This window comes from Variovorax sp. GW821-FHT09B01, from assembly GCF_059418345.1.
In genome coordinates, this window is sequence record NZ_JBWKPQ010000012.1 from 81045 (window position 1) to 102480 (window position 21436).

Annotated in this window: 19 protein-coding genes; 13 read left to right on the forward strand and 6 right to left on the reverse strand. The window is 70.4% G+C overall.

Annotation, left to right across the window (positions count from 1 at the left end; translation table 11 throughout):
- Positions 1-480 precede the first annotated feature (480 nt).
- The 3 genes from corA to AC07RV_RS27975 are packed head-to-tail and all read left to right on the forward strand — an operon-like array spanning position 481 to position 3512.
- The gene (gene corA, locus AC07RV_RS27965) at positions 481-1458 is read left to right on the forward strand and encodes a magnesium/cobalt transporter CorA (protein ID WP_093339635.1); all 978 of its coding nucleotides are present in this window, start codon (positions 481-483) and stop codon (positions 1456-1458) included.
- Between the two features lie 51 nt (positions 1459-1509).
- The gene (locus tag AC07RV_RS27970; RefSeq protein WP_296776174.1) at positions 1510-1986 is read left to right on the forward strand and encodes a MarR family winged helix-turn-helix transcriptional regulator; all 477 of its coding nucleotides are present in this window, start codon (positions 1510-1512) and stop codon (positions 1984-1986) included.
- The gene (locus AC07RV_RS27975; protein WP_296776172.1) at positions 1983-3512 is read left to right on the forward strand and encodes a DHA2 family efflux MFS transporter permease subunit; all 1530 of its coding nucleotides are present in this window, start codon (positions 1983-1985) and stop codon (positions 3510-3512) included. Before AC07RV_RS27970 ends, AC07RV_RS27975 begins: the two co-directional genes overlap by 4 nt.
- Positions 3513-3534: 22 nt before the next feature.
- Here AC07RV_RS27975 and AC07RV_RS27980 read toward each other — a convergent pair whose 3' ends face one another.
- Complete coding sequence (locus tag AC07RV_RS27980) at positions 3535-4362, reverse strand: siderophore-interacting protein (RefSeq protein ID WP_296776170.1); 828 nt, start codon at positions 4360-4362, stop codon at positions 3535-3537.
- A gap of 13 nt (positions 4363-4375) precedes the next feature.
- Positions 4376-4951, reverse strand: coding sequence for a PadR family transcriptional regulator (locus tag AC07RV_RS27985; protein WP_296776167.1), 576 nt, complete (start codon positions 4949-4951; stop codon positions 4376-4378).
- Positions 4952-5132: 181 nt separating this feature from the next.
- Between AC07RV_RS27985 and AC07RV_RS27990 the strand changes: the two genes are divergently transcribed.
- The 6 genes from AC07RV_RS27990 to AC07RV_RS28015 all read left to right on the forward strand — a co-directional run bounded on the left by AC07RV_RS27990 (position 5133) and on the right by AC07RV_RS28015 (position 11944).
- Complete coding sequence (locus AC07RV_RS27990; protein ID WP_093339625.1) at positions 5133-5603, forward strand: Fur family transcriptional regulator; 471 nt, start codon at positions 5133-5135, stop codon at positions 5601-5603.
- Between the two features lie 99 nt (positions 5604-5702).
- Complete coding sequence (gene ykgO / locus AC07RV_RS27995; protein WP_057592821.1) at positions 5703-5852, forward strand: type B 50S ribosomal protein L36; 150 nt, start codon at positions 5703-5705, stop codon at positions 5850-5852.
- 198 nt (positions 5853-6050) lie between these two features.
- The gene (locus tag AC07RV_RS28000; protein WP_093339622.1) at positions 6051-6758 is read left to right on the forward strand and encodes an ABC transporter ATP-binding protein; all 708 of its coding nucleotides are present in this window, start codon (positions 6051-6053) and stop codon (positions 6756-6758) included.
- 2 nt (positions 6759-6760) lie between these two features.
- Positions 6761-8161, forward strand: a complete 1401-nt coding sequence (locus AC07RV_RS28005) for an ABC transporter permease subunit (protein ID WP_296776164.1) — start codon at positions 6761-6763, stop codon at positions 8159-8161.
- A gap of 36 nt (positions 8162-8197) precedes the next feature.
- Complete coding sequence (locus AC07RV_RS28010) at positions 8198-9688, forward strand: ABC transporter permease subunit (RefSeq protein WP_296776162.1); 1491 nt, start codon at positions 8198-8200, stop codon at positions 9686-9688.
- 45 nt (positions 9689-9733) lie between these two features.
- Complete coding sequence (locus AC07RV_RS28015) at positions 9734-11944, forward strand: TonB-dependent receptor (protein WP_296776160.1); 2211 nt, start codon at positions 9734-9736, stop codon at positions 11942-11944.
- Here AC07RV_RS28015 and AC07RV_RS28020 read toward each other — a convergent pair.
- The 3 genes from AC07RV_RS28020 to AC07RV_RS28030 all read right to left on the reverse strand — a co-directional run bounded on the left by AC07RV_RS28020 (position 11941) and on the right by AC07RV_RS28030 (position 15152).
- A complete protein-coding gene (locus tag AC07RV_RS28020; RefSeq protein ID WP_296776158.1) occupies positions 11941-12801 on the reverse strand; it encodes a glycosyltransferase family protein in 861 nt (286 codons plus the stop codon). The two genes, AC07RV_RS28015 and AC07RV_RS28020, sit on opposite strands and share 4 nt — an antisense overlap.
- 37 nt (positions 12802-12838) lie before the next feature.
- On the reverse strand, positions 12839-13516 hold the full coding sequence (locus tag AC07RV_RS28025; protein WP_296776155.1) for an ATP-binding protein: 678 nt from the start codon (positions 13514-13516) through the stop codon (positions 12839-12841).
- 274 nt (positions 13517-13790) lie between these two features.
- Positions 13791-15152, reverse strand: coding sequence for a cytochrome-c peroxidase (locus AC07RV_RS28030; protein WP_296776152.1), 1362 nt, complete (start codon positions 15150-15152; stop codon positions 13791-13793).
- A gap of 225 nt (positions 15153-15377) precedes the next feature.
- Here AC07RV_RS28030 and acpA point away from each other — a divergent pair, with 225 nt between their 5' ends.
- Positions 15378-17600: an acid phosphatase gene (acpA, locus tag AC07RV_RS28035; RefSeq protein WP_296776149.1), complete on the forward strand. Its 2223-nt coding sequence runs from the start codon at positions 15378-15380 to the stop codon at positions 17598-17600.
- A gap of 30 nt (positions 17601-17630) precedes the next feature.
- Here the strand turns inward: acpA and AC07RV_RS28040 are convergent, their stop codons facing one another.
- Positions 17631-18524 carry a LysR family transcriptional regulator gene (locus AC07RV_RS28040; protein WP_296776146.1) on the reverse strand — a complete coding sequence of 298 codons (894 nt, stop codon included), beginning with the start codon at positions 18522-18524 and terminating at the stop codon, positions 17631-17633.
- A gap of 88 nt (positions 18525-18612) precedes the next feature.
- Between AC07RV_RS28040 and AC07RV_RS28045 the strand changes: the two genes are divergently transcribed.
- The 3 genes from AC07RV_RS28045 (at position 18613) to AC07RV_RS28055 (ending at position 21426) form a co-directional block, all read left to right on the forward strand.
- Positions 18613-19806 carry a CaiB/BaiF CoA transferase family protein gene (locus AC07RV_RS28045; protein ID WP_296776143.1) on the forward strand — a complete coding sequence of 398 codons (1194 nt, stop codon included), beginning with the start codon at positions 18613-18615 and terminating at the stop codon, positions 19804-19806.
- Positions 19807-19825: 19 nt separating this feature from the next.
- Positions 19826-20332, forward strand: a complete 507-nt coding sequence (locus AC07RV_RS28050; RefSeq protein ID WP_093339602.1) for a MaoC family dehydratase — start codon at positions 19826-19828, stop codon at positions 20330-20332.
- Positions 20333-20415: 83 nt separating this feature from the next.
- Positions 20416-21426 carry a tripartite tricarboxylate transporter substrate binding protein gene (locus AC07RV_RS28055; protein WP_296776139.1) on the forward strand — a complete coding sequence of 337 codons (1011 nt, stop codon included), beginning with the start codon at positions 20416-20418 and terminating at the stop codon, positions 21424-21426.
- The last annotated feature ends 10 nt before the right edge of the window (positions 21427-21436 follow it).

Below are 21436 nucleotides of genomic sequence, written 5' to 3' on the forward strand. Positions count from 1 at the left end.
TGCTGGCGTTGGAGAAAGTGCTGTCTGAGAGTTCGGGCATGGACGCATCGTCGCTGGATCCCGGCCAGGCCATGGCGCGGGGCGCCCGGTATTGTGGCCGACCCGCAAGCCGGTGGGCGGCGTGGGGCGGGATGCGGGGGGAAGAGGATGCGAGCGGGCAAAAAAACACCCGCACGTGGGCGGGTGGAGTTCTTCCCTGATGGCTGTGGGCGGCTGCTCTTCTGTTTGGTGGGCGCCCCCTTTTGCGTGACAGCGAAGCGATGTTCGTGTATCGCCCGCACAACGCCTGTCAGTCTTTGCGCGGTAAGACTTGTAGGCGGGTGAAAGAAATGAGCAAAAAGTCACGCAACTAAACCCTTCGGCCGCTTGCGAGTAGCGATGTTTTAACTTTTGCGCTCCCTCTCGCGGCAGTCAGGCAGCGGAACGCGGCCCCGTGGCACCATCGGCACCCCTCAATCCAACCGCGATCCTGGAGCGCCGATGCTGATCAACTGCGTGGCTTACGAGAACGGCGCCAAGCTGGCCGACATTCCGGTCGAGAGCATCAGCGAATACATCTCGCGGCCCGGCTGCTTCGTCTGGGTGGCGCTCAGCGACGCCACGCCCGAGGAACTGGCCGTGATGCAGCTCGAGTTCGGCCTGCATCCGCTGGCCGTGGAAGACGCCCAGCACGGCCACCAGCGGCCCAAGGTCGAGGAGTACGGCAACTCGCTGTTCGTGGTGATGCACCTGGTCGAGCCCTCGGACGCGGGCGAGCAGTGCATCCATGTGGGCGAGGTCGACGTGTTCGTGGGCAGCAACTACGTGCTGTCGGTGCGCAACCGCAGCCGGCAGGGTTTCCTCGGCGTGCGCGAGCGCTGCGAACGCGAGCCCGAGCTGCTGAAGAACGGCGCCGGCTTCGTGCTCTATGCGCTGATGGACGCGGTGGTCGACCGCTACTTCCCGGTGATCGACGCGCTCGAGGACGAGCTCGAGTCGATCGAGCAGCAGATCTTTGCGCAAAGCGGCGCGGCGCGCGACAAGATCAAGCAGCTCTACGAACTCAAGCGCCGCAGCATGGTGCTCAAGCGCGCGGTGGCGCCGCTGACCGAGGCGGCCGGCAAGCTGCACGGCGGGCGGGTGCCGCAGATCTGCATGGGCTCGCAGGAGTACTTCCGCGACGTGGGCGACCACCTGGGGCGCATCAACGGCTCGATCGACGCCATGCGCGACACCGTCGCCACCGCGATCCAGGTCAATCTCTCGATGGTCACGATCGAGGAGAGCGAGGTCACCAAGCGCCTTGCGGCCTGGGCCAGCATCTTCGCGGTGTGCACCGCCTTCGCGGGCGTCTGGGGCATGAACTTCGAATTCATGCCCGAGCTGAAATTCCGCTGGGGGTACCCCACGGCGCTGGCGCTGATCGCGGGCACCTGCGGCTATCTCTACTACCGGTTCCGGCGCGCGGGCTGGCTCTGAGAACGGGCCGCTAAGGCCCAACTAATAAACATGTAGATAATCAAGTCCCTTATGAAAAGGGACTTCAGCCAGCGTTTCGGCTTCATCGTGAAGGACGTGGCCAAGCGCTACGGCGAGGCCTTCGACCGCCTCGCGCGCGAGCGCATCGGCCTGAGCAGCGCCCAGTGCCGGCTGCTCGGCGTGCTGGCCATGGAAGGCGAGGAGGCGCCGCTGTCGCAGGCCGAGCTCGCGCAGCGGCTGGAGCTCACGCCGATGGCCGTGGGCGGGCTGTGCGACCGCATGGAGGCGGCCGGCTGGATCCGCCGCGAGGCCAGCGCCACCGACCGCCGCGTGAAGCTGATCCACCTGCAGCCCAGCGCCGAGAAGGCGCTCGATGCCGCGCTCAATCTCAGCGACGGGCTCAATGCGCGCGTGATGGCGGTGCTGGCGCCCGGCGAGCGCGCTCAGCTGCTGGCGCTGCTCGGCAAGGTGCGCGGCAGCCTGCTCGAGATCACGGGCGGCAACGGCCCCGAGGGCGAAGGCCGATGAGCGCCGCGCCCGGAACCGCGGTGCCGCACCGCGGGATGATCACCGTCTCGATCATGCTCGCGACCATCATGCAGGCGCTCGACACCACGATCGCCAACGTCGCGCTGCCGCACATGCAGGGCAGCCTGCAGGCCTCGCAGGACCAGATCACCTGGGTGCTGACCTCCTACATCGTGGCCTCGGCGATCGCGCTGCCGCTCACCGGCTGGCTCTGCGGCCACTGGGGCCGGCGGCGCGTGTTCATCATCTCGGTGATCGGCTTCACCATCGCCTCGGCGCTGTGCGGCCTGGCGACCTCGCTGGTGGGCATCGTCGGCGCGCGGCTGCTGCAGGGCATCTTCGGCGCGGCACTGGTGCCGCTGTCGCAGGCGGTGCTGCTGGACATCAACCCGCGCGAGAAGGTCGGCCAGGCGATGGCGATCTGGGGCGCGGGCATCATGGTCGGGCCGATCCTCGGGCCGCTGCTGGGCGGCTGGCTCACCGACAACTTCGACTGGCGCTGGGTCTTCTTCATCAACCTGCCGGTGGGCGTCTTCGCCTTCTGGGGCATCGCGCGCTACCTGCCCGAGAGCCGGCCGCAGGGCGAGAAGCTCGACATCTTCGGCTTCGTCACCCTCAGCCTCGCGATCGGCATGCTGCAGCTGTTCCTCGACCGCGGCGAGCAGCTCGACTGGTTCGATTCGTGGGAGATCCGGCTCGAGGCCGCGGCCTCGCTGGTGGCCTTCTGCTTCTTCGTGGTCCACACCTGGACCGTGCGCGGCGTCTCCTTCTTCGACCGCGACCTGCTCAAGGACCGCAACTTCGTCACCGGCCTGCTGTTCGCCTTCATCGTCGGCATGATCCTGTACGCGACCATGGCGCTGCTGCCCAACTTCCTGCAGGGCCTGATGGGCTATCCGGTGGTCTACACGGGGCAGGTCACGGCGCCGCGCGGCATCGGCACCATGATCGCGATGCTGGTGGTGGGGCGGCTGGTGCAGCGCGTGGACGTGCGCGCCATCATGGCGCTGGGCTTCGGGCTCACGGCCTTCTCGCTCTACCAGATGACGCGCATCACGCTGCAGATGGACAGCACGCTGATCATCGTCTCGGGCTTCGTCCAGGGCCTGGGCATCGGCTTCACCTTCGTGCCGCTGTCGACCGCCACCTTCGCCACGCTGGCGCCGCGGCTGCGCAACCAGGGCACGCCGATCTTCAGCCTGCTGCGCAACATCGGCAGCAGCGTGGGCATCTCGATCGTGCAGGCGCTGCTCACCGAGGGCTCGAGCGCCGCCCATGCGCAGATCGCGACCACCGTGGCGCCCGGCAATCCGGCGTTGGCCACGCTGCCTTCGATGATGTCGCCCGACAACCCCCTGGGCCTGGCCATGCTCAACGCCGAGGTCACGCGGCAGGGCGCGCTGGTCGGCTACCTCGACGACTTCGCGATCATGATGGTGATCACGCTGGTGGCGATCCCGCTGCTGCTGCTGATCCGCAGTCCGAAGCGCGCGGCGGCCTCGGGGCCGGCCGAAGTGCCGCACTGAGCGACACCGCGCGCGAGGCCGATCAGTCCTCGATCGCGTCGTGCGTCGCGGCCGTGCCGCGGCGCCAGTAGCCCGAGGCCCGGATCCACTTCGGGTTGGCGCCGCGCTCGCCCACCAGGTGCGCGCGCACCGCCTTCGCCACGCCGGTCTCGCAGCCGACCCAGGCGTGGTAGTCGCCCTCGGGCAGCGCCTGCTTCTTGAGCGTCTCGAGCAGCATCGGGCTCAGGCCCGCCGACACGCCCCGGCGATGCACCCACACCAGCGTGAGCGCGGCCCGGGTCTCGAACGGGATCTCGTCCTCGGGGCCGTCGACCTCGGCCAGCACCACCACGCGCGCGAGCGCGGGCAGTTCGGCCAGGCGGCGCGAGATCGCGGGCAGCGCGGTGTCGTCGCCGATCAGCAGGTGCCAGTCGAACTCGGTCGGCACGATGAACGAGCCGCGCGGGCCGCCCACGCCGATGCGGTCGCCGGGCTTGGCGTTCTCGGCCCATTGCGTGGCGGGGCCGGCCTCGTGCAGCGCGAAGTCGATCTCGAGCGTCTTCGCGGCCGCGTCGTGGCGGCGCGGCGTGTAGTCGCGCATGGTGGGCCGGCCCTCGGGCCAGACCGGGCCTTCGGGGCCCATGGTCGGCAGGGTCAGGCGACCGGTGGCCGGGTCGGGGAAGAACAGCTTGGCGTGGTCGTCGAAGCCCGGGCTGTGGAAGCCCTCGAGCTCGTCGCCGGTGAGCACCACGCGCAGAAGGTGCGGCGTGACGCGCTGCACGCTCTTCACCGTGAGCTGGCGAAAGCGCAGGTCGTGGCGCACGCGGCGCGGCAGGCGGTCGGGTTGGGGGGAAGTGGAGAAGTCGGTCATGTGCGGTTGACTTTCAAAGACGTTCGATCTGTTGTGCGGCGCTGTCGAGCACCGCGGCGAATTCGTGGGCTTGTTGTTCGGTGAGGGGCGTGCCCGAGAGGCGCAGGCGCATCGCGAGCTTGAGGTTCTCGATGGCGCGCGTGACCTGCGGCGGCCGGCCGCCGCGCGCGCCGGCGCCGTCGACGCCGCCGTTGAGGCGTTCCATCATCGATTCGGCGGTCTCGCGGTTGGCCGTCAGGTACTCGCGCCCGCTGTCGGTGAGGGTGTAGCGCTTGCGGCCGCCGCCCTCGGCGCCGCTCTCGACGCTGAGGTGGCCCAGCTCCTCGAGCAGGGTCAGCGTGGGATAGACCACGCCGGGGCTCGGCGCATAGCTGCCGCCCAGGCGTTCCTCGATCAGCTTGATGAGTTCGTAGCCGTGCGAGGGCTTGTCGGCGATGAGCTGCAGCAGCACGAAGCGCAGGCCGCCGTGGCCGAACACCCGGCCGGCGCCGAAGCCGTGGCGCCCGCCGCGGCCCCGGCCGCCCGAGAGGCCGTCCTCGTGCTCGCCGCGCGGGGTGCGGTGGCAATGGTCGAAGTGGAAATGGCGCATGGGAGCCTCTCTTTCTGAATCGATATCTGATTGTGTCTAAATTATTTTAGATATATCTAAATCGACGCGTCAAGAGGGGAGAAAGGCAAGACCGGAGCGCTGACAGGGGCAATTTAGATAGCCTGCGCCGCAGTCCCCGGGCACCGCGAGGCGTTGTTCGCGCCGCCTTACCATCGAGGCCATGGAACGTCTTACCCGCCAGCGCGCCGCCGTGTTCTCGGCCTTCAGCGATGCCAGCCGCGTGCTCACCGCCCCCGAAATCCATGCGCATGCGCGCGAACTCGTGCCCGAGATCAGCCTGTCGACCGTCTACCGCCAGGTGTCGGCGCTGCTCGCGGACGGCGAGATCGCCAAGGTCGAGCTGCCCGGCGAGCCCGCGCGCTACGAGGTCTCGTGCCGGGAGGAGCCGCATGCGCACGCGCACGGCGACCACGCCCACGAACACGAGAAGGGGCAGGGCCGCGCGGGCGACCACCACCATCACTACTTCCATTGCCTGTCGTGCGGCCAGGTGTTCCTGCTGCACGCCTGCCCGGGCCCGATGGACGACCTGGCGCCGCCGGGCTTCCAGGTCGCGAGCCACGAAGTGACCCTGCACGGCAGCTGCGCGGCCTGCGTGGCGAAGGCGGCACCGGCCGGCCGATCGCACTGAACAAGGCACCCGCGCGGGTGCTCATTCTTCTTTACAAAGTTATTGCGAATGAATTCGCAATAACTTAGACTGCTGGTTTCCATCCAACAGCGCGACGCCATGCAAGTCCTGTCCTCCCTCAAAGAAGCCAAGAAGCGGCACCGTGATTGCCAGGTGGTCACCCGGCGCGGACGCACCTACGTGATCTGCAAGTCCAACCCGCGCTTCAAGGCGCGGCAGGGCGGCGCGAAGAACAAGCGCGCCCGCTGACCGCCTGAGACCGCGGGCCGGACGGTCCGGCCGCCTCCCCGATCCGCCACGGCACCGGCCCCCGGCGCCCAGCCAATCCCCTTTTCGAACGCCACGGCATGCACCCGCATGCGCGTGAGCCTGCGCGCGTCCACCGCGGATGCATGCGGGCGTGCGCGCGCCGTTTCCCCGTTTCTTCTCTTCGACCGGAACCCTCCCATGCTCAGAGCACAGGGCCTCACCAAGCAGTACGGCAGCCATGTCGCGCTCGACCGCCTCGACCTCGACATCCGCGCGGGCGACATCTACTGCCTGCTCGGCGCCAACGGCGCGGGCAAGACCACCACCATCAACCTGTTCCTCCACTTCATCGCGCCCAGCGCGGGCACGGTGGAGATCAACGGCGTCGACGTCACGCGCCATCCGCTCGCGACCAAGCAGGACGTGGCGTACATCCCCGAGCACGTCACGCTCTACGGCACGCTCTCGGGCCTGGAGAACCTGCGCTTCTTCGCCGGCCTCGCACTGGGCCGCGCGCTGCCGCGCGAACGGCTGCTCGAGCTCATGACGGCGGTGGGCCTCGACCACGCGGCGGCCGACAAGCGCGTGTCGGCCTATTCCAAGGGCATGCGGCAGAAGGTCTGGATCGCGGTGGCGCTGGCCAAGGAGGCGAAGGCGCTGCTGCTCGACGAGCCCACCTCGGGCCTCGATCCGCATGCGGCCAGCGAGTTCTCCGAGCTGCTGCGGCGCGCCGCCGACCAGGGCGTGGCCGTGCTGACCACCACGCACGACCTGTTCCATGCGCAGCAGACCGCCACGCGCGTCGGCATCATGAAGAGCGGCCGCCTCGTCGACAGCCTCGAGGGCGCGCAGCAGATCGCGCGCATCGACCTGCAGTCGCTGTACCTGCAGCACATGAGGGCCTGAGCATGTGGCGCTGGATCGCGAACCGCGAATTCACCGAACGGCTGCGCGACGGCCGCCTGCTGTGGGCCGGCGGCCTGGTGCTGGTGCTGCTGTTCACCGCGCTCGGCGTGGGCTGGGCGCACCAGCGCGAGGCGCGCGCCGAGCAGCAGGCCGCGCAGGCGCTCGACTACCGCGACTGGCTGGCGCAGGACCGGCGCCATCCGCACGACGCCGCGCACCAGGGCATGCATGCCTTCAAGCCCGAGGCGCCGCTGGCCATGGTCGATGCGGGCATCAACCCCTACATCGGCAGCACCGTGTGGCTGCAGGCGCACCGCCAGAGCGAGGTCAAGTTCAAGCCCGCGCAGGACGCCACCGGCCTGCAGCGCTTCGGCAACCTCTCGGTCGGCTGGATCCTGCAGGTGCTCGGCCCGCTGCTGGTGATCGTGCTGGGCTTCAATGCCTTCGCGGGCGAACGCGAGCAGGGCATCCTGCGCCAGACGCTGAGCCTGGGCGTCTCGCCGCTGCGCCTGCTGGCGGGCAAGGCGCTCGCGCTCGCGGCCTCGCTCGCGGTGCTGCTGGTGCCGGCCGCCCTGGTCGCGGCGCTCGCGGTGGGGCTGGGCGCCGCGCCCGGCGAGCGCGCCGATGCGCTGCTGCGGCTGGCGGCCTGGAGCCTGGGCTATGCGGTCTACCTCGGCGCCTTCGTGTTCGTGGTGCTCGGCGTGTCGGCGCTGTGCGCCACCTCGCGCGCGGCCATCACCGTGCTGCTCGCGCTGTGGGTGGCGCAGGCCGTGATGGCGCCGCGCGTGCTGTCCGAGGCGGCGCGCGCGGCCTATCCGAGCCCGACCCGGCTCGAGTTCAACCAGGCGCTGCAGGCCGAGCTCAAGCAGGTCTCCGACCGCACCTGGCTGCAGGCCTTCGGCACCACCGAGCGCTGGGGCCGCGACGTGCCGCTGCGCCAATGGGGCATCGCGCTGCGGCTCGACGACCAGGCCTCCTACCCGGTCTACGACCGCCACTACGGCCGCCTCTGGGACACCTGGGAGCGCCAGCAGCGGCTGCAGGAATGGAGCGGCCTGCTGCTGCCCCTGCTCGCGATGCGCAGCTACTCGATGGGCATGGCTGGCACCGACTTCGCGCACCACCGCAGCTTCACCACCGCGGCCGAGCTGCATCGGCGGCGGCTGCAGGACCTGATGAGCGAGGACCTGGTCGCGCATGCCGATCCGCTCGGCGACCGCCACTTCGCCTACCAGTCGGGCCCCGAGCTGTGGGCCAAGGTGCCGCCGTTCGTGCACCGGACGCCGCGCGTGGGCTGGGCCCTGCGCCACCAGCTGCGCAGCCTGGCCGTGCTGTGCGCCGGCCTGCTGCTGGCCGCGGCCTTCGCGGCCGTCGCCGTGCGCCGCCAACGCGCGCTGGCCTGAGCGCGCCTTTCAGAAAGAGCCAAGCAAGAGGAAGCCATGTCCGTCTCCATCGTCAACCCGCCCCAGGGCTTCAGGCTGCGCGCCGTCATGCGCCAGGAGCTGCGCCTGCTGCTGGCCGACCGCAGCGTCTGGGCCGTGGCCCTGCTGTTCCTGCTGCTGGTCGGCTACGCGCTCGGCAACGGCCTCGCGCAGACCGCGCAGCGCGACCGCGCGCAGGCGGCCGTGGCCCAGGCCGACCGCGACACCCGCGCGGCGCAGCGCGCGCAGCTCGAGGCCATCCTCGCGGGCCGGGCCCAGCCCACGCCGTTCGAGAACCCGGCCGATCCCTCGCGCATGGCCAGCAGCTACGGCGCGCAGCACGCGATCCTGCCGAGCGCGCCGCTCGGGCCGGTCGCGCTCGGGCGCAGCGACCTGTTCCCGAGCCAGTTCCGCGTCACGCACCAGAGCCGCGTGGCCTTCATGAACCCGAGCGACATCGAGAACCCCTGGTACCTGCTGAGCGGCCAGTTCGACCTGGCCTTCGTGCTGGTCTATCTGCTGCCGCTCTTGATCTTCGTGCTCGGCTACAACCTGCTGTCGGCCGAGCGCGAGAACGGCACGCTGCGCCTGCTGCTCTCGCAACCGCTGCGCCTGCGCACGCTGCTGGCCGGCAAGCTCGCGGTGCGCGCCGCCGCGCTGCTGGTGCCGGCGGTGCTGCTGCCCGTGGGCGTGCTGCTGCTGGCGCGGCAGGCGGGCTTCGCGCCCTCCGCGCCGGGCGCGGGCACGGTCACCTTCTGGTGGGCGCTGCTGGTGGGCGCCTATGCGCTGTTCTGGTTCGCACTGGTGGTGGCGGTCAATGCCTTCGGCGCTCCCTCGGCCACCAATGCCATGGTGCTGATGATCGCGTGGGTGCTGCTGGTGCTGGTGGCGCCGGTGCTGCTCAACCTCGCGGTCACGCAGGCCAGCCCCGCGCCCTCGCGCACCGAGCTCGCGACCCAGACGCGCACGCTCACGGCCGCGGCCATGAAGCGCCATGCCGAGCTGTTGAGCACCGACTACAAGCACGTCGGCCAGGGCGCGCTGCTGCTGCCGCGCGACGGCAAGATCGAGATCAGCGCGCGCGGCCTCGCCAACTACCGCATCGAGCGCGAGATCGACGAGGCGATCGCACCCGAGCTCGAGCGCTTCGAGCGCCAGCACGCGGGCCAGCAGCGGCTGCTCGAGCGCTTCGGCGCGCTGTCGCCCGCGGCCGTGGCCTACGAAGGCATGACCGGACTGGCGGGTACCGGCGCGCGGCGCCATGCGCAGTTCGTGGCGCAGACGGTGGGCTTCCATCTTGCGTGGAAGCACTTCTTCTTTCCGCGCATCGAGGAACGCAGCGCGCTGATGCCGGCCGACTTCGACCGCATCCCCAGCTTTGCATGGCGCGAGGAGTCGCCGCGCGAGCTGCGCGATCGTGCGCTGGCGGCCGTGCTGCAACTGCTGCTGCCGAGCCTGCTGCTGTTCGGCCTCGCGGGCTGGCGGCTGCGCCGCTTCTCGGTGGCCTGAGCACGCACGCAAAAAAGAACGATCAATCTCCGGAGGGAATTTCAGATGAAACACACGATGTCGGGCGTGGCCGCGGCCATCGCCGCGCTGTCCATGGCGGGCGCGCAGGCACAGGAGCAGCCGGCGCCGCAAGCGCAGAAGGTGCAACAGGCATTGGGCGCGATCACGGTCGAAGGCAACCGCGACGCCGAGGGCCTGCACCTCGAGGGCAGCAGCGGCAGCGCCTCGCGCCTGGGCCTCACGGTGCGCGAGACGCCGGCCTCGGTCGAGGTGCTGTCGCAGGACCTGATCCAGCAGCGCGGCGCGCGCACCTTCAGCGAGGCGCTGCGCGGAGTCACCGGCCTCGCGGGCGGCGGGCCGCCGTCCTCGCCGACCACGCTGTCGACGCGCGGCTTCACCAGCCTGCTCTATCTGTACGACGGCGTGCGCACCTCGGGTGCGGGCGTCACCAACCGCGTGCAGGACACCTGGAACTACGACCGCATCGAGGTGCTCAAGGGCCCGGCCTCGGTGCTCGACGGCGAGGGCGCGATCGGCGGCGTCGTCAACTTCGTGACCAAGCGGCCCGACCGCAACAACCCGAACCGCGAGCTCTCGGTCGGCTACGGCAGCTTCGGATCGACCCGCCTGGGCGTGGGCTTCGGCGGGCCGGTCGGCGAGTCGGGTGCCTACCGCCTCGACTACAGCCACAACGACAGCCGCGCCGGCAACGTGCCAGGCAGCGGCGAGCGCATGGACCACTTCACCAGCGGCCTGGCCTTCGACCTCGGTGGCTCGGTCAAGCTCGACCTGAGCTTCGACTACCTGAAGGACGACAACAAGGCCTACTGGGGCACGCCGCTGGTGCCGGCCTGGTTCGCGACCGAGCCCACGGGCGTGGTGCGCACGCCCGACGGCCGCGTGATCGACCGGCGCATCGCGCGCGTCAACTACAACGTGCTCGACAACGAGAACACGTCGGAAACCTACTGGCTCAGCGCACGCCTGAGCGGCCGCCTCGGCGACAACTGGTCGTGGCGCAACACGGTGGCGGCCAACAAGTCGCAGCGCCTGTTCCGCAACTCCGAGAGCGCCGTGTTCGTCGCGCCCGCGAGCATCGCGCGCGACCAGACCCAGATCACGCACGACCAGGACTTCTGGCTCGAGCGCTTCGATGCCACCCACCACGGAACCTTCGGCGGCATGGACAACCGCTTCGTGGTTGGCGGCGAACTCAGCGGCACCCGCTTCGACAGCCAGCGCCGCTTCTCCGATGGCCAGGCCTCGACCGCCGCCGCGCTGCGCGTGCCGGCGCTCGCGCCGTTCACCGGCTTCTACAGCGACGATCCGCGCCTGAGCGCCACCGGCGCCGGCAACCGCACCGACACCACCTCGCGCGTCGACGTGAGTTCGGTGTTCGTCGAGGATGCGCTCAAGCCGCTGCCCGGCCTCACGCTGGTGGGCGGCTGGCGCCACGACCGCACCAAGGTGCAGCGCGGCATCGCCGACCTCAACACCGGCGGCTACAGCCGCTTCGACACCAGCTACCGCACCGACTCGGGCCGGCTCGGCGCGGTCTACGACCTGTCGCCGCAATCCAGCGTCTACGCGCAGTACACCAACGCCACCGTGCCCGTGGGCTCGTTCTTCCTGCTGTCGCAGTCGAATGCCAACTTCCCGATGTCGCGCGGCAAGCAGGCCGAGATCGGCTTCAAGCACAGCCTGCCCGAGGCGCGGCTCGAGTGGACCGCCGCGCTCTACAAGATCGAGCTCGACAACGTGCTCTCGCGCGATCCCAACAAGCCCGGCGACACCGTCAACAACGGCCGCCAGTCCTCGCGCGGCGTCGAGCTCTCGGCCGTATGGCGGCCCACGCGCCAGCTCACGCTGGCGGGCAATCTCGCGGCGCTCGATGCGCGCTTCGACACCCTGGTGGAGGCCGGCGGCGTCTCGCGTGTGGGCAACACCCCGCCCAACGTGCCACGCCACGTGGCCAACCTGTTCGCCACCTGGCGGCCCGACAACTCGAACTTCGAGTGGTTCCTCTCGCTCAACCATGCGGGCCACGTCTTCACCGACAACGCCAACCAGATCCGCATCGACGGCTACACCACCGTCGACGCGGCCGTCAGCTACCGCATGAAGCCCGCGCTGCTGACCTTCCGCGTGCGCAACCTCACCGACCGGCTCTACGCCACCTGGGGCGGGCGCGCGGTGAGCCAGGTGCTGCTGGCACCAGGGCGCAGTTTCGAGGTGTCGGCGCGCTTCGACTTCTAGCCCGTGCCCAGGCCAGCGAAGCCGCCCGGCATCTGGCCGATCGCGGCGCGCAAGGCATCGGCCTGGCGCCGCGACTGCATCAGCGCCAACCCGTTGGCGCCGAGCGCGCGCCGCCGCGCATCGTCGCGCAGCAGCTCTAGGCAGGTGGGCACGATGCCGTCGTACGAGGTGAAGGCCACGGCGCCCGCGTACGCACGTTCCGCCTCGCGATCGTCGCCGGTCTCCGACACCACGCAGCAGCCGTTGGCCAGCAGGTAGGACACGCGCACCACCTCGAACAGCCGGCCCTCGTAGTGGTGCAGGTTCAGCACGATGCGGCTGCGCGCGATGTAGTCGTCGCGCGCGGCGCCATAGACGCCGAACAGTGCGACCACGCGCAGCCCGGCGTCCTCGAGGGCCCGCAGTGCGTCGCGCCGCCGGTCGTTGACCGAGCCGTAGAACAGCACGTCGATGTCCGGCGTCTCGCGCGGCACGATGCGCCGCAGCGCATCGGCATGGCCCACCTCGCACAGCGTGGCCGCGATGCCCATCGAACGCAGCAGCGCCACGTTGCGCGCGCTGTAGTCCCACACCGGGCGCCGGCGCAGCAGGTCGAGGTAGCGCTCGGACCACCAGGGCGAGCCGGGCGACAGCTGCTCGAGGTTGAACAGGATCGCGCGGCGCGGCGGCCGGTCGGCGATCGCGGGCAGCAGGTTGGCGCCGAGCACGATCGTCTCGCCCTCGGGGCGACGGTGCACGATCGGCGCCGCCACGCCGAGTTCGCGCAGGCCTTCGCTCAGCGCGAGCGCGAACTCCTCGAAGGCGCCGCTGTGGGCATAGCCGGGCGGCGTGACGATCCAGATGCTGGCAGGGGGCACGTGGCGTGCTCCTTGGCGGAAAGGAGACCGATGATAGTCAGCGGTCCCCGCCGAAGCGTCCCTCGATCGACGTGCCGGCCACGAGGCGCAGCTCGCCGCGGTGCGCGTTCGCGATGGCACGCAACAGCGCCTGGCGGTGCGCGCGGGCCATGTGCTGGCCCGGCGTCTCGATGGCGTCCCGCGCTGGCGCATCGCCCGCATGCACGGCGATGCGGAAGCGCGCGCCGTCGATCTCGCTGACCACGATGCAACTGGACTTCGCCTGTGGCGCGAGCTCCTCGAGCGCGAGCCGCACGAACTGCGCGATGCGTGCCGGATCGCCGAGGCCCTCGCCATGGCCGAGCCGGTCGTGCTCGATCGCGATCGCCTCGTGCGAGGAACGCCGCGCCTCGATCGCCTCGCCGACCACCTGATGCAGCGGGAAGCGCTTCGCGACCATGGCGATGGGCCGCCCGGCCGCGAGCCGGCAGAAGTCCGCGAGCTCCTCGGCCTGCTCGTGGGCGCGCACGGCCGCGCTGTCGATGTGCTCGAGCACCGCGTCGGCCTCGTTCAGGTCGCCGCGCCGCGCCAGCAGGTCCACGCCGAGGCGGATCGCGGACAGCGAGTTGCGCACGCAGTGCATGGCGGCGTCCATGAGGCTGTCCATCGATGGGGCCGAAGGTCGGCCGCCGGGGCCCAGGGTGGTGGCGCTCCAGTTGGACAGCGCCCAGTTCACGGCAAAGGGGCGCCGGCTGCCGGTAGAGGCCGCGGGAGCAGCAGGAGGGGAAGCGGGCGGAGCACGGGGCGATGGCGGCTGCGCATCGCCGTTCGGAAGAAGGTCGGGCATGTCGTCACGCAAGGGCGCCGTCGGGAGGAATCCGGGCGGCCGGCTTGGCGCGCTCGCGATGTCGGCGCGCATGCGGCGGGCGATCCGACTCGGGAATGATGCGCTGCCGCATGGCGGCCCGCTGTCGGGCGAAGCGGCAGCGCGTGTAGGCGGATGCCGACGTTCAGGGCCTGCGCGCGGCCGTGCGCAGCGCGCCGGGATCGGGCGCGTTGTGCTGGTCGGCATCGGTCAGCGTGCGCAGGAAGGCCGCCACGTCGCGGATCTCGGCCTCGCTGAGCGCCGGCTTGCCGCCGGGCTTCTGGCCGAAGGGCGGGTCGGTGTTGACGTTGGCGTGGTATTGCGCGGGCAGGTCGTCGTATGGGTGCACCTTGCCGTCCTTGCCGCGCCCATACCAGCGCTGCGGCGCCGTGTCGCGCTGCGCATAGAAGCGGATCACTTCCTCGAGCGAATGGAACACGCCGTTGTGGAAGAAGCTCTGGCGCACCGCCACGTTGCGCAGCGAGGGCGTGCGGAACAGGCCGCAGTACTCGGGGTGGTCCTTCATGTCGGTGCGGATCGGGCCGCACACGCCCATGTCGTGGTAGTCGGGGTCGGCATTGGCCGCGAGCCTGCGGTTGCGCGGCACGCCGAGCGCGATCTGGCCGAAGTCGCTGAACAGCGGGAAGGCGCCGTCGGGCGTGCGCTCGCTGATGTGGCAGGAGGCGCAGTTGCCCTTGTCCTCGGCGTTGAAGAGGGCGAGGCCGCGGGCCTCGGCGGCGTTGAGCTTCGTCTCGCCGCGCAGCACGGCGTCGTACTTGCTGGTGAAAGGATAGAAGTCCCGGGGCGACTGCTGGAACACCTCGAGCGCGAGGCCGGCCGCGCGAAGCGTCGCCTGTGGATCGCCGAACAGCGCGTCGCCGAAGGCCGCGCGCAGTTCGCCTGCATAGGGTGCGCGTTCGAGCTTATGCGCCACCTCCTCGACCGAGGCATTGGCCATCTCGACCGGCGACAGCAGCGGCAGCGCCGCCTGCTCGTGGGCCGAGCCCGCGCGACCGTCCCACATGCGCCCGCCCGTGGGACCGGCATCGACGCTGTCGTCGCCGTCGTTGTCGTGGTGGTGCTCGGTGAAGGCGGTCAAGGTCTGCAGGTAGCGCAGCGAGGGCACGGCGCGCGGGCCCTCGGTGCGGCCGTCGGGGCCGGCCAGCTGCACCGACAGGGCATTCGGTGGTCCCCAGGCGTGCCGGGGATCGTGGCAGCTCGCGCACGAGGCCTTGCCCGAGGCCGAGAGGCTGCCGTCGAAGAAGATGCGTCGGCCCAGTTCGCCGAGCTGCGCCGGCGTGGGCTGCTTGCGGCCCGGCAGCACGGCGTAGGGCGCGTCGAGGTAGGCCGGGTGCGCGGGCTCGGTGGAGGCCGTGGGCACCGGCGCGGCTTCGGCGGGCGCCGGCACCGGTGCGCTCGCCGTGGGCGCGCGCTCGCAGCCGCCGAGCAGCGCGACGAGCAGGGCGGCCGCGGCCAGCAGGGCCGCACGGCGAGGAAGACGAGACATCGGGAACACGTGGAACGGGGCAGGAGGCGCGTGCAGGGCAGGGCCGCAGGCGAGGCTAGAAGTGACGCATGTCAGAACCGTGACATGCCGGCCGGAGATTTCTTAGCCCTGAATTAGGAAGGCAATTGAAAGCTTTCGCTGCAACGTCGCTGTCATCTGCCCCCGGGAGCATCGCCCGGCCGGGCTTCCGCCCTGGTTCATCCACACCTCATAACAGCACACATGATGACCGCCTCCACTCGCAGCAGCGGTGCGCTCGCCTCGGCGCGCACCTTCGTCAGCCACTTCAAACCCTGGCCCACAGCCATCGCGGCGGCGGCGCTGGTCGTCGCCTGCGGCGGCGGTTCGGACGGCGGCGGCTTCTTCCCCTTCCTCGGTGGCGCCACCACCGCGGGCGTGGTCACGGGCAGCTACTACCGCAATGCCAAGGTCTGCATCGACGCCAACAACAACGGCCGTTGCGATGCCGGCGAAGCCAGCACCACCACCGATGCCAACGGTGCCTTCACGCTCGCGGGCCAGGGCGCCGTGGTGGCCGAGATCGGCACCGGCAGCAAGCGCTTCGATCCCGACACCGGCGTCGAGAGCGCCGTGACCCGGGCGCTGGTGTTCCGCGCACCGGCCGGCGCGAACGGCGTGGTCAATGCGATCAGCACCGAGCTCGCCGCGCTGATGGATGCCAACGGCGGCAACCTCGCCGCCGCGCGCACCGCGCTCGCTGCCCGCCTGGGCGTGAGCGAAAGCCAGCTGCTGGCCGACCACAACAAGGTCGGCGACGCCAAGGTCAAGACCGCGCTGCAGACCGAGATCGACCAGTCGCTCGAACGCATCGCCGAAGCCGTGGCCGAGGCCGGCAGCGGCGGCGACATCGTCGCGGCACTGCGCAACCGCTTCGCGCTCGACGACATCACCAACGTGGTCGTGATCTATGCCGAGAACCGGGGCTTCGACAACCTCTATGGCCTGTACCCGGGCGCCAACGGCATTCCGGGCGTGAACCCGAGCTCGTCGACCAGCACGGCCGAGCCGCAGAAGGACTTCGATGGCGCGACGCTGCCGAACCTGCCGCCGGTGTGGACTGGCGTGACCGCGAGCGGGCAGACCACGGTGATCGAGCAGGGGAAGACCGTGGGCATGCCGAACCGCATGTTCCAGATCGACGACCCGAAGGGCTTCTACAACACCGGCACGGTGGTGTCGCAGAGCATCATCACGCGCGACCTGGTGCATCGCTTCTACAACAACCAGATGCAGATCAATGGCGGTAAGAACGACAAGTTCACCGCCTATTCGGACGCCGGTGGCCTCAGCATGGGTTACTACGACGGCAGCAAGATGAAGCTTTGGGACCTGGCCAAGCAATACACGCTGGCCGACAACTTCTTCATGGGTGCCTTCGGCGGTTCGTTCCTGAACCACCAGTACCTGGTGTGCGCCTGCGCTCCGCTGTATCCGAATGCCGACGCCGACAGTTCGCCGGCCAAGGCCACCATCTCGGCCATCGATACCGATGCCAACGGCAATTTCGTGCGCCTCACCCCGGCCGACAACGCGCCGAGTTCGGTGCTCGTCGGTGCGCCCACCTACAAGAACGACAACACGCTGACGCCGAAGGATGCCGCCGGCAACTTCTACGCGGTCAACACCATGCAGCCGCCGTACCAGCCGAGCAACAACGCACCGGCGGCGAACGACGCGACACATCACTACGCCGACACCACCAAGTCCAACACCCTCCCGCCGCAGACCCAGGCCACCATCGGCGACCTGCTCACCGCCAAGGGCCTGAACTGGGCCTGGTACGGCGGCGCATGGAACAGCACCACCGCCATCGCCGAGGGCGACCGCAAGTTCCCGGCCGCCGTGCCGCCGGCCGCGCAGACGCCGAACTTCCAGTTCCACCACCAGCCCTTCAACTACTACGCCGCCTTCGACCCGGTGCAGCATCCCGATGCTCGCGCCGCCCACCTCAAGGACTTCGACGCCGACTTCCTGAAGGACGCCGCCAACGGCACGCTGCCGGCCGTGAGCTTCTACAAGCCGCAGGGCAACCTGAACCAGCACGCCGGCTACGCCAGCGTGGCCGACGGCGACGCCCACATCGCCGACGTGATCGCCAAGCTCAAGGCCAGCCCGCAGTGGAAGCACATGCTGGTGGTCGTGACCTACGACGAGAACGGCGGCTTCTACGACCATGCGCGCGTGCCCAAGGCCGACCGCTGGGGCCCGGGCACCCGCATCCCCGCGCTCATCGTGTCGGACTTCGCGAAGAAGGGCTTCGTCGACAAGACGCAGTACGACACCGCCTCGACCCTGCGCTTCATCACGCACCGCTGGTCGCTGCCGGTGCTGCCGGGGCTGGTCGAACGTGACAAGGCGCTGGTGAAGAACGGTCTGCCGGCAATGGGCGACCTGACGAGCGCGCTGGACTTCTCGAAGAAGTCCTGATGAACGCCTGAGCGGCGCGGCCCGGCGCCCTTACGCGTCGGGCTGCTCCAGCACGCTCTCGAGAAAGCGCTGCGCCGCCGAGGTCTGCGCGCCCGGCGGCAGCGCGAGCGCGATGCCGATCGCGACCTGCGCGCCCGCGCCCGAGAGCGGCTTGAACACGACGTTGCGCGCCACGTGGCGCGTGGCGACCGAGGGCACCAGCGCCACGCCCAGGCCGCTCTCGACCAGGCTGATCAGCGTCTGCACCTGCACCGCCTCCTGCTGCACGTTCGGAATGAAGCCCGCCTGCTGGCAGGCCAGCAGTGCCGCCGCATGCAGGCCCGGCACCTCCATCGCGCCGTACATCACGAAGGGCTCGTCGGCCAGGTCGGCCAGCGCCAGGCGACGCCGCCGCGCGAGCGGATGGTCGGCCGCGACCGCGGCCACGAACACGTCGCGCTCGGCTGGGAAGATGCGCGCATGGCAGGCGCGTCCGATCGGGAAGCGCACCAGGCCCACGTCGACGTCGCCGGCCTCCACCATCTCGACGATGCGCGCGGTGGTCGATTCGCCGAGCTGCAGCTGCACGCCGGGATAGCGCGCGCGAAAGCGCGGCAGCACGCGCGGCATCAGCGCATAGGTGGCCGAGCCCACGAAGCCCACGCGCAGGATGCCGGCCTCGCCGCGCGACGCGGCCTGCGCCGCGCGCGCGAACTGCTCGGCATGGAAGACCGCGCGCCGCGCCTCCTCGAGCGCCGCCGCGCCCGCGGGCGTGAGCTCGGTGCCGCGCCGGTTGCGCACGAACAGCGGCACGCCCACCTGCTCCTCGAGCCGGCGGATCGAGGCCGACAGCGGCGGCTGCGCCATGTGCAGCCGCTCGGCCGCGCGGTGGAAGTTGAGGGTCTCGGCAAGGGCCACGAAGTGGCGCAGCTGGCGGATGTCCATGATCTGCAAACGGTATCACAGAGTTGGGATTTGATATTGGACGGCATCGGATCCGCTTCGCAGAATCGGCGCAGGAGACAAACAGACGATGCTTCCCCTGCAGGGCGTGAAGGTGCTCGACCTCTCGAGCGTGGTGTTCGGACCCTTGGCCAGCCAGACGCTGGCCGACTACGGCGCCGAGGTGATCAAGGTCGAGCCGCCCGAGGGCGATTCCACGCGCCACACCGGCCCCGCGGCCGAGCCCGGCATGGCGGCCGTGTTCCTCGGCAGCAACCGCAGCAAGAAGAGCGTGGCGCTCGACCTCAAGCAGGGCGCCGCGCGCGAGGCGCTGATGGCGCTGGTGGCGCAGGCCGACGTGTTCATGCACAGCATGCGGCCGCAGAAGCTCGGCGGCCTCGGCATCGATCCGCAGACGCTCATCGAGCGCTTCCCGCGCCTGGTCTACGCGGGACTGCACGGCTTCTCGCAGCACGGTCCCTACGCGGGGCGGCCGGCCTACGACGACGTGATCCAGGGCATGTCGGGCCTGGCCTCGCTGATGCAGATGCAGTCGGGCGAGGCGCGCTACCTGCCCACCATCGCGGCCGACAAGACCTGCGCGCTGGTCGCGGCCCAGGCCATCCTGGCCGCGCTGTTCCGGCGCGAGCGCACGGGGCGGGGCGGCTTCGTCGAGATCCCGATGTTCGAGACCATGGTGTCCTTCAACCTGGTGGAGCACCTCTACGGCAACCACTTCGAGCCGCCGCTGGCCGAAGCCGGCTATCCGCGCGTGCTCACGCCCTGGCGCCGCCCGTGGCGCACCGCCGACGGCCACATCTGCATGATGCCGTACACCTCGCTGCACTGGCGCCGCTTCTTCGCCGAGGTGGGCGAGCCCGCGCTGGCCGAGGACCCGCGCTTCGTCGACATCGCCGCGCGCACGCAGCACATCGGCGAACTGCTCGCGCTGGCCGGCGGCTTCGTCGCGCGCGGCAGCACCGCGCACTGGCTCGCCACCTGCGAGCGGCTCGAGATCCCGGCCGCGCCGGTCAGCCGGCTCGAGGACCTGCCGCGCGACCCGCACCTGGCGGCCACCGGCTTCTTCGCCGAACTCGACGACCCGCGCATGGGCCGGCTGCGCTTTCCGGGCGTGCCGGTGCGCTTCGACGGCGAGCGCGCACCCGTGCGCATGCCGCCGCGCCTGGGCGAACACACGCGCGAAAGCCTGGTGGCGGCCGGCGTGCCGGGCGCGCATGTCGATGCGCTGATCGCCGACGGCGCCGCCATCGTCCCTTCCGCCTGAACAACGCACCGAGAACCGCATGAACGACAAGACCGACACCTTGCCCCGCCTCACCGCCGAAGACGCCGCCCTGCCGCGCCTCGGCCAGGGCTTCGTCTGGCAGGACCTGGCGCTGGGCCAGCGCCTGCGCACCTTCCGCCGCACCATCACCGAGGCCGACCTCGTCGCCTTCATCGGCGTGACCGGCATGGTCGAGGCGATCTTCATCGACGCCGACTACGAGGCCGGCGCGATCGCCGGCCGCCCGGTGCCGGCCGCGCTGACCTACACGCTGATCGAGGGCTTCATCCTGCAGACCATGATCCAGGGCACCGGCCTCGCGATGCTCGAGCTGGTGCAGAAGATCCATGCGCCGGTGCGCGTGGGCGACCGCATCGAGGCGGTGGTCGAGGTCACCGGCATCCGTCCGACCTCGAAGGGCGGCCGCGCCATCGTCGATTCGCGCATCACCGTCTTCAACCAGCACGGTCAGTGCGTCATGCACTACGACGCGCGCCGGCTGCTCGCGGGGCGCGACCCGTCCTGAGCCCGCGCGGGGCGAGCGCCCGCAGAGCGCGATCCCGCGGCACCACCCGTTCCCAGTTCCAACGACAAATCGGAGACAAGCCCATGCATTCCAGAACCCCTGGCGCCGCGCGCCCGCCCCAGCGGCGATCGCTGCTGCTCGCCACCGCGGCCGCCATCCTCGCCGCGTCGGCGGCTCCCGCCTTCGCGCAGGGCGGCAGCTACCCGAGCAAGCCGATCACCATGGTCGTGCCCTTTCCGCCGGGCGGCCCCACCGACCTGGTGGCGCGCGTGCTGGCGCAGAAGCTTTCCGAGCAACTGGGCCAGAACGTGCTGGTCGACAACCGCGGCGGCGCCAACGGCAACATCGGCGCACAGCTGGTGGCGAAGGCACCGGCCGACGGCTACACGCTGCTCTACAACACCTCCTCGATCGCGCTGAGCCCGGCGCTCTACAAGAGCGTGTCGTACGACGTGCAGAAGGACTTCGCACCGGTCGCGCTGGTGGCCGTGGTGCCGCTCGCGCTGGTCACCCATCCCTCGGTGCCGGCCAGCAACGTCAAGGAGTTCGTGGCCTATGCCAAGGCCCATCCGGGCAAGCTCTCGTACGGCTCGGCGGGCAACGGCAACGTCACGCACCTGGGCGCCTTCCAGTTCGTGCAGGCCAACGGCATCGATGCCGCGCACGTGCCCTACAAGGGCAGCGCGCCGGCCGACGTCGACCTGGTCGGCGGCCAGATCCAGTTCATGACCGACACCGTCAACTCGGTGATGGCCTTCGTGCGCGACAAGCGCATGAAGATGCTCGCCGTGACCACGGCCAGGCGCATGTCGCTGTTCCCCGATGTGCCCACGCTGGCCGAGTCGGGCATGCCGGGCTTCGAGGTCGGCGCCTGGCAGGGCGTGATGGTGCCCGCCGGCACGCCCGCGCCGGTGGTCGAGCGGCTCAATGCCGAGATCGTCAAGGCGCTGAAGGCGAGCGACGTGCGCGAACGGCTCGCGCTGCAGGGCGCCGAGCCGCTGGGCTCGACCCCCGCCGAGTACGGCGCCTACGTGCGCAAGGAACTCGCGCGCTGGGCCGGCGTGGTCAAGGCCACGGGCGTGACGCTCGATTGACCGGAGACGC

Coding starts and splice junctions, on each gene's coding strand:
- corA (WP_093339635.1), top strand. CDS start 481: ATGCTGATCAACTGCGTGGCTTACGAGAACGGCGCCAAGCTGGCCGAC.
- AC07RV_RS27970 (WP_296776174.1), top strand. CDS start 1,510: ATGAAAAGGGACTTCAGCCAGCGTTTCGGCTTCATCGTGAAGGACGTG.
- AC07RV_RS27975 (WP_296776172.1), top strand. CDS start 1,983: ATGAGCGCCGCGCCCGGAACCGCGGTGCCGCACCGCGGGATGATCACC.
- AC07RV_RS27980 (WP_296776170.1), bottom strand. CDS start 4,362: ATGACCGACTTCTCCACTTCCCCCCAACCCGACCGCCTGCCGCGCCGC.
- AC07RV_RS27985 (WP_296776167.1), bottom strand. CDS start 4,951: ATGCGCCATTTCCACTTCGACCATTGCCACCGCACCCCGCGCGGCGAG.
- AC07RV_RS27990 (WP_093339625.1), top strand. CDS start 5,133: ATGGAACGTCTTACCCGCCAGCGCGCCGCCGTGTTCTCGGCCTTCAGC.
- ykgO (WP_057592821.1), top strand. CDS start 5,703: ATGCAAGTCCTGTCCTCCCTCAAAGAAGCCAAGAAGCGGCACCGTGAT.
- AC07RV_RS28000 (WP_093339622.1), top strand. CDS start 6,051: ATGCTCAGAGCACAGGGCCTCACCAAGCAGTACGGCAGCCATGTCGCG.
- AC07RV_RS28005 (WP_296776164.1), top strand. CDS start 6,761: ATGTGGCGCTGGATCGCGAACCGCGAATTCACCGAACGGCTGCGCGAC.
- AC07RV_RS28010 (WP_296776162.1), top strand. CDS start 8,198: ATGTCCGTCTCCATCGTCAACCCGCCCCAGGGCTTCAGGCTGCGCGCC.
- AC07RV_RS28015 (WP_296776160.1), top strand. CDS start 9,734: ATGAAACACACGATGTCGGGCGTGGCCGCGGCCATCGCCGCGCTGTCC.
- AC07RV_RS28030 (WP_296776152.1), bottom strand. CDS start 15,152: ATGTCTCGTCTTCCTCGCCGTGCGGCCCTGCTGGCCGCGGCCGCCCTG.
- acpA (WP_296776149.1), top strand. CDS start 15,378: ATGACCGCCTCCACTCGCAGCAGCGGTGCGCTCGCCTCGGCGCGCACC.
- AC07RV_RS28040 (WP_296776146.1), bottom strand. CDS start 18,524: ATGGACATCCGCCAGCTGCGCCACTTCGTGGCCCTTGCCGAGACCCTC.
- AC07RV_RS28045 (WP_296776143.1), top strand. CDS start 18,613: ATGCTTCCCCTGCAGGGCGTGAAGGTGCTCGACCTCTCGAGCGTGGTG.
- AC07RV_RS28050 (WP_093339602.1), top strand. CDS start 19,826: ATGAACGACAAGACCGACACCTTGCCCCGCCTCACCGCCGAAGACGCC.
- AC07RV_RS28055 (WP_296776139.1), top strand. CDS start 20,416: ATGCATTCCAGAACCCCTGGCGCCGCGCGCCCGCCCCAGCGGCGATCG.